12 protein-coding genes and 3 pseudogenes are annotated in these 16444 nt (G+C 69.6%); 13 read left to right on the top strand and 2 right to left on the bottom strand.

Features of this window, described 5'->3' with window-relative positions:
- Positions 1 to 148 precede the first annotated feature (148 nt).
- The 4 genes from ABUL08_RS04150 (at position 149) to ABUL08_RS04135 (ending at position 4108) form a co-directional block, all read left to right on the top strand.
- Positions 149 to 1555, top strand: coding sequence for an APC family permease (locus ABUL08_RS04150; RefSeq protein WP_350934667.1), 1407 nt, complete (start codon positions 149 to 151; stop codon positions 1553 to 1555).
- A 65-nt stretch (positions 1556 to 1620) separates the two neighbouring features.
- On the top strand, positions 1621 to 2565 hold the full coding sequence (locus ABUL08_RS04145; protein ID WP_377521730.1) for an acetamidase/formamidase family protein: 945 nt from the start codon (positions 1621 to 1623) through the stop codon (positions 2563 to 2565).
- Complete coding sequence (locus ABUL08_RS04140) at positions 2562 to 3263, top strand: GOLPH3/VPS74 family protein (protein WP_377521721.1); 702 nt, start codon at positions 2562 to 2564, stop codon at positions 3261 to 3263. The genes ABUL08_RS04145 and ABUL08_RS04140 overlap by 4 nt, the downstream gene beginning before the upstream one ends.
- A 29-nt stretch (positions 3264 to 3292) precedes the next feature.
- Positions 3293 to 4108, top strand: a complete 816-nt coding sequence (locus ABUL08_RS04135; protein ID WP_350934665.1) for an N-acetyltransferase — start codon at positions 3293 to 3295, stop codon at positions 4106 to 4108.
- A 2-nt stretch (positions 4109 to 4110) separates the two neighbouring features.
- Here ABUL08_RS04135 and ABUL08_RS04130 read toward each other — a convergent pair whose 3' ends face one another.
- Positions 4111 to 4470, bottom strand: coding sequence for a hypothetical protein (locus ABUL08_RS04130; protein WP_350934664.1), 360 nt, complete (start codon positions 4468 to 4470; stop codon positions 4111 to 4113).
- Between the two features lie 160 nt (positions 4471 to 4630).
- Between ABUL08_RS04130 and ABUL08_RS04125 the strand changes: the two are divergent.
- The 9 genes and pseudogenes from ABUL08_RS04125 to ABUL08_RS04085 form a co-directional block, all read left to right on the top strand.
- Positions 4631 to 4786, top strand: a pseudogene (locus tag ABUL08_RS04125) (FAD-binding oxidoreductase); the annotation flags it as partial.
- On the top strand, positions 4784 to 5170 hold the full coding sequence (locus tag ABUL08_RS04120) for a ferredoxin reductase domain-containing protein (RefSeq protein ID WP_350938484.1): 387 nt from the start codon (positions 4784 to 4786) through the stop codon (positions 5168 to 5170). The pseudogene ABUL08_RS04125 and the gene ABUL08_RS04120, both read left to right, overlap by 3 nt.
- A 168-nt stretch (positions 5171 to 5338) precedes the next feature.
- Positions 5339 to 6145, top strand: a complete 807-nt coding sequence (locus tag ABUL08_RS04115; protein ID WP_350934662.1) for a PRC and DUF2382 domain-containing protein — start codon at positions 5339 to 5341, stop codon at positions 6143 to 6145.
- Positions 6146 to 6295: 150 nt separating this feature from the next.
- Positions 6296 to 7111: a mechanosensitive ion channel family protein gene (locus ABUL08_RS04110; RefSeq protein ID WP_350934661.1), complete on the top strand. Its 816-nt coding sequence runs from the start codon at positions 6296 to 6298 to the stop codon at positions 7109 to 7111.
- Positions 7112 to 7359: 248 nt separating this feature from the next.
- Positions 7360 to 7653, top strand: a pseudogene (locus ABUL08_RS04105) (hypothetical protein); the annotation flags it as partial.
- A 591-nt stretch (positions 7654 to 8244) separates the two neighbouring features.
- Positions 8245 to 9600, top strand: coding sequence for a DUF2252 domain-containing protein (locus ABUL08_RS04100; protein WP_350934659.1), 1356 nt, complete (start codon positions 8245 to 8247; stop codon positions 9598 to 9600).
- Positions 9601 to 10284: 684 nt separating this feature from the next.
- The gene (locus ABUL08_RS04095) at positions 10285 to 11292 is read left to right on the top strand and encodes an ABC transporter ATP-binding protein (protein WP_350934657.1); all 1008 of its coding nucleotides are present in this window, start codon (positions 10285 to 10287) and stop codon (positions 11290 to 11292) included.
- Entirely contained in the window at positions 11289 to 12644 is a 1356-nt protein-coding gene (locus ABUL08_RS04090; RefSeq protein WP_350934655.1) for an ABC transporter permease, read from the top strand. Before ABUL08_RS04095 ends, ABUL08_RS04090 begins: the two co-directional genes overlap by 4 nt.
- 35 nt (positions 12645 to 12679) lie before the next feature.
- Positions 12680 to 15451 carry a bifunctional YncE family protein/alkaline phosphatase family protein gene (locus tag ABUL08_RS04085; RefSeq protein WP_350934653.1) on the top strand — a complete coding sequence of 924 codons (2772 nt, stop codon included), beginning with the start codon at positions 12680 to 12682 and terminating at the stop codon, positions 15449 to 15451.
- A 233-nt stretch (positions 15452 to 15684) separates the two neighbouring features.
- Here the strand turns inward: ABUL08_RS04085 and ABUL08_RS04080 are convergent.
- Positions 15685 to 16401: pseudogene (locus ABUL08_RS04080) on the bottom strand (SAM-dependent methyltransferase); the annotation flags it as partial.
- Positions 16402 to 16444: the final 43 nt, after the last annotated feature.

Below are 16444 nucleotides of genomic sequence, written 5' to 3'. Positions count from 1 at the left end.
GACATCAACCGCCTTCGCCTTAATTAGCTTTCGTCGCCGATGGCGGGTGCCATCCCCCAGCCCGAATCCGTCCCGGCCAAGCCGGGACAGGCGGCGTTTCCGACGGGGCGAGTACAGACGACTCATGATCAAGTGTGAGAGGGCCCGAATGCTGGATCAGCATGAACTGGAGCGTTACGGCTACCGACAGGAGCTGGCCCGCCAACTGCGGTTCCGGGACCTCATGGCTTATGGGCTGGTGTACATGGTGCCGATCGCGCCGATGGCGATCTTCGGCAGCGTGTACGCCGGCTCCGGTGGCATGGTGGCCCTCGCCTACGCGATCGGTGTGGTCGCCTTGGTGTTCACGGCGTTCTCCTACGCGCAGATGGTGAAGGCGTTTCCCATGTCAGGCAGCGTCTACAACTACGCCGGTCGGGGCATCAGCCCACCGGTCGGTTTCCTCGCCGGCTGGGTAATCCTCCTCGACTACGTCCTCGTGCCGGGCTTGCTGTATCTGGTGGCGTCGGTGGCGATGCACGCGACGGTGCCCGGGGTGCCGGTGTGGGGGTGGCTGGTCGGGTTCGTCGTGGTCAACACGGTCGTCAACTCGGTCGGGATCCGTATGACGGCGGTCGTGACCCGGGTGATGCTGGTCGGTGAGCTGCTCGTCCTGGCGGTGTTCCTCGCCGTCGGCGGCTGGGCCCTGGCCACGGGGAAGGGCCGGTTCGGTTGGGAGGCGTTCTACAACCCGGGCACGTTCACCTGGTCCCTGGTGGCGGGGGCGGTGTCAATCGCGGTGCTGTCGTTCCTGGGCTTCGACGGGATCAGCATGCTGGCGGAGGAGACCCGGGACGGTGCCCGGCAGATCGGCCGCGCCATGGCCGCCGTGCTGGTGCTGGCGGGGGTGTTGTTCATCGTGCAGACATGGCTGGCGGCGATGCTAGTGCCGAACCCGGCATCGTTGCTGACGGACGGGGATCCGGCCGGCACCGCGTTCTACGACGCCGCCCAGGTGGCCGGTGGCGGGTGGCTGGCGACGCTGTGCGCAGTGGCGACGGCGATTGCGTGGGGGTTGCCGAACAGCATGGTGGCGCAGGTGGCCACGTCGCGTCTGTTGTATGCGATGGCTCGGGACCGGCAGCTGCCCGGCTTCTTGGCGCGGGTGTCGGTGCGGCGCAGCGTGCCGATCAACGCGACGTTGTTGACCGGTGGGGTGTCGCTGCTGCTCGGCCTGTACATGGCGAGCCGGGCGGATGGGATCACCCTGCTGTCGTCGTTGATCAATTTCGGGGCGATGGTGGCGTTCCTGGTGCTGCACGTGTCCGTCGTGGTGCATCACCTGATTCGCCGGCGTAGCCGGAACTGGTGGGCGCATCTGGTGATGCCGACGGTGGGGTTCGTGGTCCTCGCCTTCGTGGTGGTGCACGCGAACATCGCGGCGCAGCGGCTCGGCATGGGGTGGCTGGCGGTGGGTGTGCTGGTCCTCGCCGGCCTCTACCTGTCGGGTCGCCGGCCGGTGCTGTCCGGTCTAGCGCCCGCCGAGCCGCAGCGGCGTGACGTGGAGCGGGTGTGAGCACCGTGGACAAGATCGTGTACCGGCCGGTCCGGGACGAGTTCGCCTACACCTTCGGCGGTCGGATGCCCGTCGCGCACATCCGCTCCGGTGACGTTCTGGAGGTCGTCACGGAGGACTGTTTCGGGGGTCTGGTCCGCGGACCCGCGGATCTGCCGTCGCGGGTGTGTCGGATGCCGTATCTGAACCCGGTGTCCGGGCCGTTCTTCGTCGAGGACGCCGAGCCCGGCGACACCCTCGCCGTGCACCTCGTGTCGGTCGAGCCGACGCGGGACTGGGGTGTCTCGACGACGTTCCCGCACTTCGGTGCCCTCACCTCCACCGCACACACCGCCACCCTCCAACCGGCCCTCGACGAGCGGGTGTGGATGTACGAGGTCGACCGGCAGGCCCGCCTGGTGCGGTTCCACGCCACCGCCAGCGACCACACGGTGGACCTGCCGTTGGAGCCGATGATCGGCACGATCGGCGTCGCCCCCGCCGGGTTCGAAGCCCGCTCCACGATCGTGCCCGACACGCATGGCGGGAACCTCGACTGCCCACAGATGCGGGCCGGTACCACCGTCTACCTGCCGGTGAACCTGCACGGCGCGATGCTCGCCCTCGGTGACGGGCACGCCCGCCAAGGCGACGGTGAGGCCTGCGGCGCGGGCGTGGAAATCGCGACCACCACCACCCTCATCGTCGAGCTCATCAAGGGCGTCAACACGCCGTGGCCGCGGTTGGAAACCGATCACACGATCATGTCGGTCGGCGCCGCCCGGCCCCTGGAGGACGCGTACCGCATCGCGCACCACGACCTCGTCGGCTGGACCAGCCACCTGACCGGCCTCGACCTCTTGGACGCCTACCAGCTGATCTCCCAGGCCGGGCGGGCACCCGTCGGGAACGTGTGCGACCCGAACTACACCATCGTCGCCGCCGTCAACAAAACCCACCTCCCGGCAGCCGCGCTCCCCTACACCGGCGTGCACACACGGCTACGCCGCACCGCCACCGGGCTGGAATGAGGGAGACCCCTGTGGTGAACACCCGCCTCCCCGTCCTGCCGCTGCGCGACGAACTGTTCCTCATCGGCCACGACGACGACACCGGCCGCCCCCACCTCCACCGACAAGCCCTCGCCGCCGGCCTGGCCGGCGCAACCCTCATCGACCTGTTCCTCACCGGCAGAGTCCGCCTCGATCCCACCGACACCGACCTGCCCGCACCTGAGCAGCGCCTCTACCTCCACACCCACCAACCCGTCGGCGATTTGATCGCCGACGCCGCCCTCACCACACTGCGCCACACACTCGGCGCGCCACCGCTGAAGACCTGGCTGCGCGGATTCACCGACGACCTGTATGAACGCACCCGCGCCGGACTCGTCACCGCCGGAATCCTGCGGCAGCACCACCACCGCCGCCTCGGCGGGCTTTTCCGCATCGACACTTGGCTCATCACCCACACCCGATGGGCGGTCGTCCCCCGCGCCCGCCTCTGCTACCTCGCCGCCGGCCGCGAACCACCCACCAACCACACCGCGGCCCTCGCCGGGCTCGTCGCCGTCCTCGGCCTCACCCCACACCTGTACCTCGACGCCGACACCGCCACCCTCGCCGCCCGCCTCCGCGCGGTCGCCGCCCGACACCACCCCACGGTGCAGGCCATCACCACGGCCGTCGACGCCGCCATCGGTGACCTCGCCACCGCCACCTACCGCTAACCCCAACCTGACATTCCAAGGAACCTGACATGGGCGACCTGCCCCGTATCCGGCCTGCCCGCTGGGCCGACCGACGTCCCATCGCCACCCTCATCGCCGACGCCCTCGCCACCACCGCCCTCGGCCACTGGCTGGTCCCCCACAAGGCGCACCGGCAACGGGTTCTCGCAGACGTCCTCGAGCTCTGGGTGGAGCACTCCCTCTTCTACGGCGACACCCGCGTCACCGACGACCTGACCGCCGCAGCCGTCGGCCTACACCGCTTCCGCCCCCTACCACCACCGGCGAACTACCAGCCCCGACTCATCGCGGCCAGCGGCCCCTACCGGGAACGGTTCCTGCTCGTCGACCGGTTCATCGACGACAACGTGCCCGTCGAACCCCACTACCACCTCGCGTTCCTCGCCACCGCCCCCACCCGGCACCGCACCGGTCTGGCCACCGCGATGCTGGAACATCACCGCCACCGCCTCGACCGGCTCAACCTTCCCGGCTGGACCGTCACCACCGCCGACAGCAAACGCCTGTTCACCCACCACGGCTACACCCGACACGTCGACCTGCCGCTACCCGACGGCCCCGTCCTGACCGCCATGCACCTCGGCCCTCACCACACGAGACCACGACCGGCACACCGCACGGCCGTCGACGCACCGCCCACACCACTCAGGCACCCCAACCCGGCACAGCACACTCCCCCACCCCCGACCGCCGCACACCCAGGGACGGCGAACACCAACTCCCAGCAACAGTGGCGCCCCACCTCGCGCCACCACCGCACCTCACCGGTCTCTCCCCCGCGTACCGGTAAAGCACCAGGCACCGAACGGCAGGACAGGCGGTGAACCTAGCCCATCACGCCGGCGAGCTGCCCCCGTCGAACCTCGTCCCGCCGTGGCACACCAGCCCGGAAGAACTCCGGCCGGCCGCCGACCGCTTCTGGTGCAGGCTGGAAGACCAGTGGCCCCGCCTCATCCCAGAACGCGACGCACCCCTGTTCCTCGCCGCCCTCACACAATTGATCAGCGGCCACGACGACCTCGCTGGCCGGGCCGCGCTCCTCACCGTCCTGGCCCACGCCTACCGCCACCACCGCACGCAGACCTACCACCACGACACCATCAGCGCGGCACTCCGCACCGCCGTCAACGACACGAGCACCGGACGAGACGACGTGGCAGCCATCGAGTGGGCGTACCGATGCCACCAGGCGCTGGACCTTACCTGCGCCGCCGCCACCGCCCTCCCCGCCGACGGGCCGCCCTGGACACCCGCGCAGTTAATCGACCGGGACCACGCCACCCCGACGATCACGATCCTCACCATCCGACCGTGGCGGCGCCTGCACTACCACCCCCGGCCAAGCCCTACCTGTCTTCACCACCCACCGGCCCGGGCCGTGGCGCTGGTACTGCCCCGCCAACACACCACGCGTCGACGGCACCATCGAACTGCACATCCGCACTGTCCCCCACGGACCGCTCTCCTCCACCCTCGTCAACCACGTCCACCCCGGTGACCTGCTGTGGCTCGGCCCACCCACCACCACCGGCCTCACCCTCGACCCTCACTCTTCGGCGCCGCTGCTCCTAGCCGCCGGCGGCACCGGACTAACACCCCTGCGCGCCGTCGTCGAACACCTCGGGGAATCCCCCACCGGACGCCACGTCACCCTGGTCGTCGGTGCCCGCACCCTGCCCGAGCTTCACGACCCGATCGCACTCGACAAGCTCGACACCCGCCACGAATGGCTCACGCCGACGGTGGTTGCGGCGACCCTGGTGCCGTGGGGCGGACATTGCCCGGCGCGGTGCTCGGCAAGCCCGAGCGAGAGGCGCTTGGGTTGTATCCGAGCGCCGGCCAGGCGGCCTCTTCGCTACACGCCCGAGAGCGATGATTACAACTGATGTCCGATCCCGCTCATGGGACTCTGCTTAACCAGGAACACCTATGGATAAGCGTGTCCGCTGTTGCACAGCTTCTTCTGCGAGAGGCAGGGGAAATTGCCGCGGTGGTGATTTCCGACGGATGACGGGGGTACTGGTGCCGGCACCGACGAAAGGAGAGGCGACACCATGATTGGCCAGGAGCAGGCGACCGGCGTGATCGGCCGCGAAGTCTATGACAGCGACGGCGACAAGATCGGCACGGTGGGTCAGGTGTGGGCTGACGCGGCGGGCCGCCCGGCGTGGGCAAGCGTCCGTACGGGCTTCTTCGGGGTGAACGAGTCGCTGGTGCCATTGCAGGTGGCGCGGATGCAGGGTGACCGGCTGACGGTGCCGTTCGACAAGGGCACGGTGAAGGACGCCCCGAACGTGGACGCAGACGTTGACGAGCCGTTGAGCAGCGCCGAGGTTGCGGACCTCTACCGGCACTACGGGCTGAGCTGGGAGGACACCGAGCGCGGTCAGCACGGGGGCTACGGCGACGCCACTGCTTCGTACGGCGACACGGCCTACCAGGCCAGCGCTGGACACGATACGTCCGGTCCGAACACCGACGACGCGATGACCCGCTCGGAGGAGCGGCTCAACGTGGGCACGGAACGCCAGCAGGCGGGCACGGCGCGGCTGCGCAAATATGTGGTCACCGAGCACGAGCAGGTGACGGTCCCCGTGCAGCGCGAAGAGGTGCGCCTGGAGCGGGAGCCGATCACCGACGCCAACATCGGCAAGGCCCTCGATGGGCCGGCGATCAGCGAGGAGGAGCACGAGGTCACCCTGCACGCCGAACGTCCCGTCGTGGACACCGAGACGGTTCCGGTGGAGCGGGTGCGCCTGGGCAAGGAGACCGTCACCGACACCGAGACCGTCGGCGGTGAGGTCCGCAAGGAACGCATCGAGGCGGACCTGCCCGACGAAGGCCGCCGCGACCTGAACTGACGAGCAGTTGCGATGAGGGCGCGGTCCGAGGCAACTCGGGCGGCGCCTCATTCTGATTGAAGGGTGTCGAATCGACGCTCGTTTTACGCTGTCACTCACGGGGTACAGGGCGGTGCAGAACTGTTCCCGTATTCCTTGGAGTTGGTCACTATGAAAAGTAACGTCACGGACGCGGTGGGTGACGCCCTTCGTGCGGTGATGCTGTTCCTGCCCAAAGCCGTAGCGTTCCTGGCCATCCTGCTGGTGGGGTGGCTGATCGCCAAGGCCGTGCTGAAGATCGTCGACAAGGTGCTGGAGCGGGTGCACTTCGACCGCGCCGTCGAGCGCGGTGGCATCCGCACCGCGCTGGCCCGGTCGAAGTACGACGCCAGTGACATCGTCGCGAAGCTGGCCTACTACGCGGTGCTGCTGGTGACCCTGCAGCTGGCCTTCGGGATCTGGGGCCCCAACCCGATCTCGGACCTGATCCGGGGCGTCGTGGCCTGGCTGCCGAAGGCGTTCGTCGCCATCATCATCGTCGTGGTCGCCGCCGCCATCGCCAAGGCCGTCAAGGACCTCATCTCCTCCGCGCTGGGCGGCCTGTCCTACGGCCGGGTCCTGGCGAACATCGCCTCGGTGTTCATCCTCGCCCTCGGCGTGATCGCCGCGCTCAACCAGATCGGCGTGGCCACCACCGTCACCACGCCCGTCCTGGTCGCCGTCCTGGCGACCATCGCCGGTGTGCTCATCGTCGGCGTCGGCGGCGGCCTCGTCCGCCCCATGCAGAACCGGTGGGAGACCTGGCTGACCCGCGCCCAGGAAGAGTCGCAGGCCATCGCCGCGCACGCCCGCGCCTACCAGGCCGGACGCCGCGACGCTGACACCGCCATGCCGACCATGCCGGCGCCCGCTCAGCCCGGCGGGCGGAGCGCCGACAACGAGGCCACCATGGTCATCCCCGACGGCAGCGGCCGCAGCTACCGCTGACCGACCTCCAAGGGGTGGGATCCGGGCGACGGGTCCCACCCCTTGCCTGCCTGCAGCGTCGCGCGGCTCAACGGACCCGGTAGCACTCCGCCAACGCCCGTCACGGCTCGGACGGCGGAGAGCAACCAACGGTCGGCATGGGCCCGCACGTCGGTCGACATCCGAAGAAGCAAGGCACGGTCCGGACCCTCGAAACTGCCAAACGTCCCAGCCAATCTCCCAGTTCTTTTCGGTCACGATGGAGCCGCGTTGTGGCCGAAGCCCTTGCCGAACTGCACGGCCCGACCGAAGGGACGGTGACGCTTTCGCGTCATCTCGACTGGTCCGGGCACGCCGAGTACGACCTGAACCGGGCCGCACGCCTGGCCATCATGTACAAGGTGGTACTCACCGAAGCCAGCAAGGTTGAGGACCTGAACACCTGGCTCGACGCCGACCTCCTCCGGCGACTCTGGCCCACCCTCTGGCTGCCACCCCAGCTCCGCCAACGCTGGGAGGACGCCTTCCCTGAACTCGGTGCGACCCGCAGCAACGCGGCATAGCTGGGGGACCCCCGAACGTCACGACCAATGGCCGCAGATCTAACACCAGATAGCCGCATAACGAACACGACTGATGCCGCAAATCGAAAGACGAAGTCCTCGCAGATCGAAAATCACTCACCGCGGTCACGTTGAGAAAGGCGAACACGAAGATCAGGTCGACGAACAGCACCAGCCGGCTCACGCCGCCCGCGTCGCCGGCCAGCTGGATACGACCGAGCCCGCCCATCAGGGCCACTGTGCCAAGCGGGGCGGCGACGCACTGCGGATAGCGGGCAATCCGGTTCCGTGCGTGGCAGGTTCGCCGGGCAGGTCGAGTCGGGGTCTTGGTTACGCCCGAGTCAGGTGCCCCGGTCCGCCGAGGCCCCGGGGGCGGTCCTGAGCACGCCGCGTCGCTCGGTCACCTGCTCACCCATCGCCGTCCACGCGTTGGTGATCCGGCCCTACCTGCCGCTGTCGGTTGCACTATCACTCAACCTGTCGGTCGTACCGTCTTTCCGCGACGCCGGGCCACCTGCTGGCCCCGCGGAGGTGGCAGCCGGTCACCTACCGGCCGCCCTCCCGTCACCTTCGTTCGATATCAATCAATGCATGCGTCCCGTTGCCTACACCGCCGCCGTGCTGCTCGCCGCCACAGCGCTCACCGTCCCGGCCACCCCGGCCGTCGCCGCGCTCACCCGCGACCCCGTCGCCGTGGTCTACAACCAGGACCACGCGCTGCACCTGCTCAACGGTGGGGCCACCGACGACGAACTGGCAGCGCGCACCACCAAGCTCGCCTCCAACGCCTGGGCCTTCTTCCGCGGCACCTCCTCGCTGTACTACCGCGACCTCGGCGAACTCTCGCCGTCCGCGTACGCCGGCGGCGGCGGCGACGTGTGGATCACCGGCGACGCGCACCTGGAGAACACCGGCGCCGACCGGGGCGCCGACAACACCGAGCAGTACCAGCTCACCGACACCGACGACGCCTGGCGCGGCTCCTGGACGTGGGAGCTACGCCGCGAAGCCGTCTCGATCGTGCTCGCCGGGCGCGCCAACGGCCGTAGCGCGAGCAGCATCAACGCCGACGTCGACACCTTCGTCGCCGAGTACGCCCAGTGGATCGACAAGTTCCACGGCACCGACAACGAACTCGACTGGCGGCTGACCGCGAGCAACACCTCCGACCTCAGCGCCGCCCTCATCGCCGACTCCGCGGCCGACAGCCGCAAGGGGCTGCTCGACCGGCGGACCGTGGTCGGCACGTCCGGCCGGGTGTTCAAGGCCGACCCCACCCTGCAGACCGTCCCGGCGGCGACCCGGACCAACCTGATCAGCGCCATCGCGGCGTACCGGACCACCGCCAGCGGCCCGCTGAGCAGCTCCGAGGCCGTGGTCAAGGACGTACGCCGACGTCTGAACGCGGGCACCGGCAGCCTCGGCCGCTGGCGCTGGTACGTCCTCGTCGAGGGCGACACCACCGCCACCGGCGACGACCGCATCCTCGAACTGAAGCAGGCCGTCGACCCGGCCCCCAAGCAACTCGCCCCCACCGCGACGACCCTCACCGGCGGGCAGCGACCCGCGCTGGCGCTGCGCTGGCTGGTCAACGAATCCGACCCGCTCACCGGCTGGGCAAGCGTCGGCACGGTACCGGTGTCGGTGCGGGAGAAGTCGCCGTTCGCCGAGGACCTGACCATCGCCGACCTGAGCAGCTCGACGACCTGGGACGACTCGGTGCGCGACATCGGCAGGCTGCTCGCCGCCGCGCACTCGCGCGCCGACCAGGACCTGTCCGGCACCGGGCTGGCGTACTCGGCCGACGCGGCGATCGACAACGCCATCACGTCGGTGTCGGGACTGCAGGCCGAGACCCGGGCATTCGCCACCAGCTTCGCCGACCAGGTCGCCCTCGACTGGCAGGCGTACGTGGCCGCCAAGAACAGCGGACGCCCGCTCTACTGACCCTGGCGATACTCGGCAGCTTCTTCTTCGCCCTACCCGCCGCGATCGAGTTCTCTCGACCTCTCGACGAGCCGGGGCGACGCGGTCGTGACAACGGGTCGGCCACCGGCTGCTGAAGCCAGGTCGGGTCGTGGCCGACGATTAGCAGCGTTCCACCTACGGCCCACGGCGTCGAGCAGGTTGCGCAGCCCGCGCGTACGCGGCCGGGTCGTCGGCGTCGGAGGCGGTCACCTGCCAGCCTCGTTCGGTCAGCCAGAGCGCGACGGCTTCCTCCCTCGCGCCGACGTCGAGCGGCAGCCCGGGGGCAGGTCCGTCGCCTCCGCCACGAGTGCGCCGTTCAGGTGTGGGTGCCCGACGGCCATGGCCGTCGGGCACCCACACCACGCTCAGCAGCAGCTTGACGCGGTCCGCTGGTCAGCAGCAACGAGATCCGCCGCCTGGCCCGCCTCGCCCGAGGCGGACACGCCGTGATACGCCACGCCGCGCACTGGCCACAATGGCGCCGCAGAGACGTTCGAGTCCTTTGCGGTACACGCGGGGCATGAGCCATTTGTTTGGAACGTTGGCAATACGTTCAGCAAATCGATCGGGTCAGGTCATCTGGGCTCCTTAGCTTCGCCGTCGAAGGAAGTTGGAGTTGGCGATGGCTTTCGGCTGCTCGCGGCCAGATGGGACGAGACCCGGATGCAACCAGCTGCTGCCGTTCGTGCGTGCGGCATCACCAAGACCTTCGGCGACGTCATCGCCCTCGACGGGGTCGATCTCGACCTCGCCGAGGGGCAGATCCACGGCCTCGTCGGACCCAACGGCGCCGGCAAGACCACTCTCCTGGGCATGCTGCTGGGCCTGTCGGTGGCCGACGGCGGCTCTCTGGAGATCCTCGGCTCACCGGTCGGGCGCATCCTGTCGGTGCCCGACGGCGTCACGGGCTTCGTGGACGGTCCCGGTCTGTATCCGGAGCTCACGGCGCGCCAGAACCTTGCGGCCCTGGTCTCCCTGCGGGGCGGCGCCGGCCGCTCCGCCGAGGTTGACGAGCTGCTCGACCGGGTCGGGCTCATCGAGGTGGCGGGTGACCGCGTCCGCGGCTTCTCGCTCGGTATGCGGCAGCGCCTCGGGCTGGCCGCCGCCCTGCTCGGCGAGCCGCGTCTGCTGGTCCTCGACGAGCCGGCCAACGGCCTCGACCCCGGCGGCAAGCGACAGGTCCACCGGGTCCTCACCGACCTCGCCGAGGCCGGCGGCACCGTGGTCCTTTCCAGCCACCGCATGGACGACCTCGCAGCGCTCTGTGACGACGTCACCCTGCTGTCCACCGGCCGGGTTGTCTTCTCGGGCCCGGTGCACAAGCTGGCCTCGGAGAGCGGCGAGCTCGACTACCGGCTCGTCACGACCGACGCCGAGGGCGCACGCCGGTTCGCCGACGACGTCCCGGGCCTGAGCCGGGTCGCGGGCCGAAAGTCGCAGTCGCAGTACGACGACCAGTCGGTCGTCGTACGGGGCCCGGAGCCGGCCCTCGACGACCTGATTGCCCGGCTCGTCGGCGCGGGCATCGCGATCCGCGAGCTCGGCCCCGTCGTGCCCCCGCTGGAGGCCGCTTTCCTGGCGCTCACCGGCGCCGACGCCGGCACCGGCCCCGGCCGAGACGCCGACATCCGCCCTGGCTCGACCCCTGCTCTCCAGGAGACCTCCCGATGACCGCGGCCATCGTCGATGCCCCCGTCCGCACGCAGCCACAGCCCGTGGCGCTGAGCCGCTGCTACCCGTTCGAGCTGGTCAAGCTGGTGTCGCAGTGGCGCGTCCGGCTGGTCTTCCTGGCCTGCCTGCTTGCCCCGGCCGTCTACACGGCGGTGATCAGCCAGCAGACCTCCCTTCCCGCCGACGCGGTCTACGGCCGCTGGATGAACCAGTCCGGCTGGGCGGGCTCCCTGGTCATCCTCGAATTCATGGGCACGTTGGTGCTGCCCCTGCTCACCTGTCTGGTGGCCGGCGACGTCTTCGCCGTCGAGGAGCGGCTCGGCACGTGGCGGCACCTGATGGTCGCGGTGCGCTCGCCGCGCCGGATCTTCGTGGCCAAGGCGATGGCCGCGCTCACCGTCACCGTGGCGCTTCTCGCCGCACTCCTCGTGTCGTCGCTGGCCGGCGGCCTGCTGGCGCTCGGCTCCCAGCCGATGCCGGGACTGGACGGGCACCTCATGGACTCCGGTGAGCTCGCCCGGACGGTCCTCCTCGCCTGGCTGACCATCGTCCCGCCCACGCTCGCCTTCTCCGGGGTCGGGCTGCTCGGGTCGGTCGCGCTGGGGCGCTCCCCGCTGGGCCTCCTGATGCCGGTGGTCATCGCGCTCATCCTCGAAGGTGTCCAGCTGATGCCGGTCCCGGTGGCGCTGCGGATGGCGACGCCGATGAACGCCTTCATCACCTACCGCGGCCTCTTCACGGCCCCGGGGCAGCTCGGGTCGCTGTGGATCGGGCTCGCCGTCAGCCTGGCCTGGACGGCGCTGGCCACCTACCTGACCTATCGGCTCTTCGTGCGTCGCGACTTCACCGATCTGGGCTACGACGGCATGGGCCGCCGCTTCCTGGTCGCGGGTCTGGCCCCGCTGGCGGGCCTGGCCGCGGTCACGACCATGGTCGTCGCCGTGACCACCGGCGTCGACGGCACGGGTATCGAACGGCCCAAACTCGAGGCGTCGCTGGCGACGTCGTTCTCGCACCTGTACGTCCTGCAGACCGCGCAGCTCAACCGGCAGGCGGTCACCGAGGAGCAGCTCCACGCCACGGCCACGCGCGACAAAGCCGGGGAGCGCGTCGAGGACCAGGGTCCGGGCGCCGACTGGCGGTGCGTCGTGACGTGGACCCTGCCTGGTGCGACCGCGACCGGCAACGCGATCTACCAGCTCGACGTGACCGCGGACGGGCGGTACGTCGCCGACGGCGACGGGCCGAAGGAGGTCAACGGGTTCTTCCAGGTCGCCACCCCCCTGGGCGACCGGCCTAACCCGCTGTGGCAGTTCGACGGAGTCGTCGACCTGCTGGCAACTACGAAGTGAAGGGAAACCAGATGAATGTAAGGCGCAACCGCGTCGTGAGGCCGCCTCGTCGTCGCTTCCTGCGCTCGTTGCCCACCGGCCTGGTGGCCGGCGGCGTGGCCCTCGCGGTCGCGGTGACGGGTGGTGTCGCCGCCGGTTCCACCAGGGGTTTCGGCGAGAACCTGGTCGGCGAGGAGTACACCGACGGTCTGCAGATCTCCGCCAACCAGATCATCAAGCCGCTCGGCGAACGGCTCGTGACCAACTACGGCAAGTTCATGGGCTCCACGATCAGCCCCGACGGCCGCTTCCTGGCCGCGACCGCCAACGACCGGTCGATCTCGCTGCAGATCTTCGACCTGGAGACCTACCAGCTGATCTTCCGGGCGGGCACCGCCTCCGGCGCCAACCTGCGCCCCTCCGACAACAGCGTCGGCCAGGAGAGCCCCCTCTACTCCCCCGACGGCAAGTTCCTCTTCATGCCGAACGCGACCGGCCTCACCCGGTTCCCGGTCAAGGCCGACGGCACCCTGGCGGCCGGCACCAAGATCGCCATCCCCGACCTGACCGGCCCCACCCGTCAGGCGCTCACCGCCGGCATGACGTTCTCGCCCGATGGCAGCACGCTGTACGCCGCCGTCAACGGTCAGAACACCGTCGTCGCGATCGACCCGGTTGCCGGCGCCGTCAAGGCGACCTACCCCGTCGGCATCGCGCCGCGTCAGCTGAGGTTCGTCGGCACCAAGCTCTACGTCAGCGACGAGGGCGGCCGCCCGGCCCAGCCGGGTGAGGACACCATCGACTCCTACGGCTCCAACGTCCCGGCGGACCCGGTGCTCGGCACCTCGACCACCGGTGTCCTCAGCGTCATCGACACGGCCAACGCCGCGGCGCCCATCGGCCAGATCGAGGTCGGTCGCCACCCGACCGACATGCACCTCGAGGGCGGCGCGCTCTACGTGACCAACACCAACGACGACACCATCTCGGTGGTCGACACCGGCATGGACAAGGTCGTCCAGACGATCGAGACCAAGCCCTGGCAGAGCTCGGAGGTCGGCTACGGGCCCGACGCGATCGCCGTGTACAACGGCCGTCTGCTCGTCAGCCTCGGCCGCGTCAACGCGATCGCCGTCTACAGGCTCGGCGAGAGCGCGCTCGACCCGGTCAGTTACGTCGGCCTCGTCCCGACCGACTACTACCCCGAGGACGTCTTCGCGGTCGGCGACCGGATCGTCGTGGCCAACCGCCGCGGCATCGACGCCCGGGGCCCGGCCATCACCTACAACCAGGGCTTCGGCACCACCCCGGCGACCGGCCACGGCACCCACGCCACGACCGCCTCGCTGACCCGCTTCGCCCTCCCCTCCGACAGCGAGATCAGGGACACCTACACCCCGCAGGTCTTCAAGCAGAACGGCTGGGGCGGCGCGGACAGCGACGTCAAGCGCGCCGTCCGCGGCAGCGACGTGGCGCCCCTGCCCGTGCCCCGGCGCATCGGCGACCCCTCGCCCATCAAGCACGTCTTCATGCTGGTCAAGGAGAACCGCACCTACGACCAGATCCACGGCGACATGCCCGAGGGCAACGGCGACCCGTCGCTGGCCCAGTTCGGCGAGCAGGTCACGCCCAACATCCACGCGCTCTCGCGACAGTTCGGTCTCTACGACAACACCTACGACATCGGCACCAACTCCGCCGAGGGCCACAATTGGATCATGCAGGGTGACAACCCGGAGTACACCGAGTCCAGCGCCGGCGAGTACGTCCGCAGCTACGACACCGAGGAGGACGTGCTGGGCCACCAGCGCTCGGGCTTCCTGTGGACCGCCGTCATGGCCGCGGGCCACACCGCCAAGAACTTCGGCGAGTTCGTCTACTCCTCCAGCGGCAAGCCGGCCGGCTCGACGTGGCAGCAGTACTACTGCGCCGCGCAGAGCGTCGACCAGGGCGGCGACCCGGCGCAGCTGACCAGCCCCGCGCTCAAGGGCGACTACGGCTCGCCGATTCCCTCGCTCAACAAGATCACTGTGCCGACCGCACCCCCGTTCGAGATGCAGATCCCCGACCTGTACCGCTACCAGATCTGGAAGGACGACTTCCAGAAGAACGGTCCGGCCGAGTTCAACATGGTGTGGCTCTCCGACGACCACACCGGTGGTCCGGTGTCCCAGCGGTCGAACGTCGCCGGTGGCGACCTCGCGCTGGGCAAGATCGTCGAGACGATCTCGCACAGCCCGTACTGGAAGGACTCCGCGATCTTCGTGGTCGAGGACGACAGCCAGGCCGGCCCTGACCACGTCGACGGCCACCGGGCCCCGATCCAGGTCATCAGCCCGTACGCCGTCCACGGCAAGACGGTCTCGACCTACTACTCCCAGATCAACATGGTCCGCACCATCGAGCAGATCCTCGGTGCGGAGCCGCTCAACCAGAAGGTCGCCGCGGCCACCCCGATGTACGACGCCTTCCAGCCCAAGCCCGTGTTCACGCCGTACACGGCGAAGGCCAACAACATCTCGCTGACCGAGAACATCAAGACCGCACCCGCGTGCGGCCTCGACACGCCGACCGGCGCGAAGGCGGCCGCCCTCCAGGGTCCCGTCCCGGCGGGTTTCGTCTCCTACTCGGAGGAGTGGGACCAGTGGGCGTCGAAGCAGCGCCTCACCGGCAAGGGGGCGCAGGCCGACTACGCGAACCCGGAGCTGATGAACCGGTACACGTGGTACGGCGCCCACAACTGGGACCTGCCCTACCCGGGTGACGCCAGGATCTACCTGCCGAAGGAGGTGCCGGGGGAAGCCCTGCCCGGCACCGACGTCGACTGACCTTGCGTCACACACGGATTCGGTGACGGGGATTCGGGCGGCCCACCGGGAGATCCCCGGTGGGCCGCCGTTCCGCACGCCGGCTACCGCCCCCGGCCGGCTAGGCGCCCGGAAGCGCGTGGGGACCACCTGACCGTCACGGTCTGCTGCCGCCGGTCGGTGGACGTGCCTGGCACGACAGACCATCCGGCGTCGTTGGCGACGATGACGATCGGCGACTACGTCGCGACGGCCTACGGTTTACGGGCAAGTAGCCCGACGAAGGTGTGGTAGGTGTCGGTCTGCTTCGGTGCGGGTGTGCCGGGGTCCGGGCGCCACTCGGCCAGCGGCACCAACCCCGGCTCCAGCAGCGTCAGCCCGACGGCGAAGGAGAGGATCTCCTCGTCGGTACGCCAGCGACCGGTGCCCAGCGACTCGTTGAAGATCCGCTCGACCTCGCGGGCCTTACGGGAGCCTTCCGGGTCCCGCTCACCCGGATCGCGGAAGTGCGAGATTGCCACGTAACTACCCGACGGCAGCGCGTCGATCAACTCTGCCGACACTGCTCGCGGCTCCTCCTCGTCGCCGAGGTGGTGCAGGATCGCGAAGAGCAACAATCCGACCGGCCGGTCGAAGTCGAGGAACTGGCGGACGTCCGGGTCGGCGAGGATCTCCTGCGGTCGCCGAATGTCGGCCTGGATCACCGTGGCGGTGCCCTCCGCGGCGAGCAGGGCCCGTCCGTGCGTCAGGACGATCGGGTAGTTGTCGACGTACACCACCCGGGCGCTCGGGTTGTGCTCGGTGGCGACCTCGTGCACGTTGCCCTGGGTGGGCAGCCCCGACCCGATGTCGAGGAACTGGTCGATACCGGCCTCGATGGCGAGGAACCGGACCACCCGGCGCAGGAAGGCCCGGTTCGCCTGGCCGGCGGCCGGTCCGTCCGGAGTGATCCGCAGGGCGTGCTGGGCGACCTGCCGGTCGAGCCCATTCGGGTTGGAGAATCAGCGGCGGGGT

Origin of the sequence: Micromonospora sp. CCTCC AA 2012012, assembly GCF_040499845.1 — a bacterium.
Classification (GTDB): Bacteria; Actinomycetota; Actinomycetes; order Mycobacteriales; family Micromonosporaceae; genus Micromonospora; species Micromonospora mangrovi.
The sequence above is the reverse complement of the archived record's forward strand: the minus strand, read 5'-3'. Positions and strand labels throughout refer to the sequence as shown.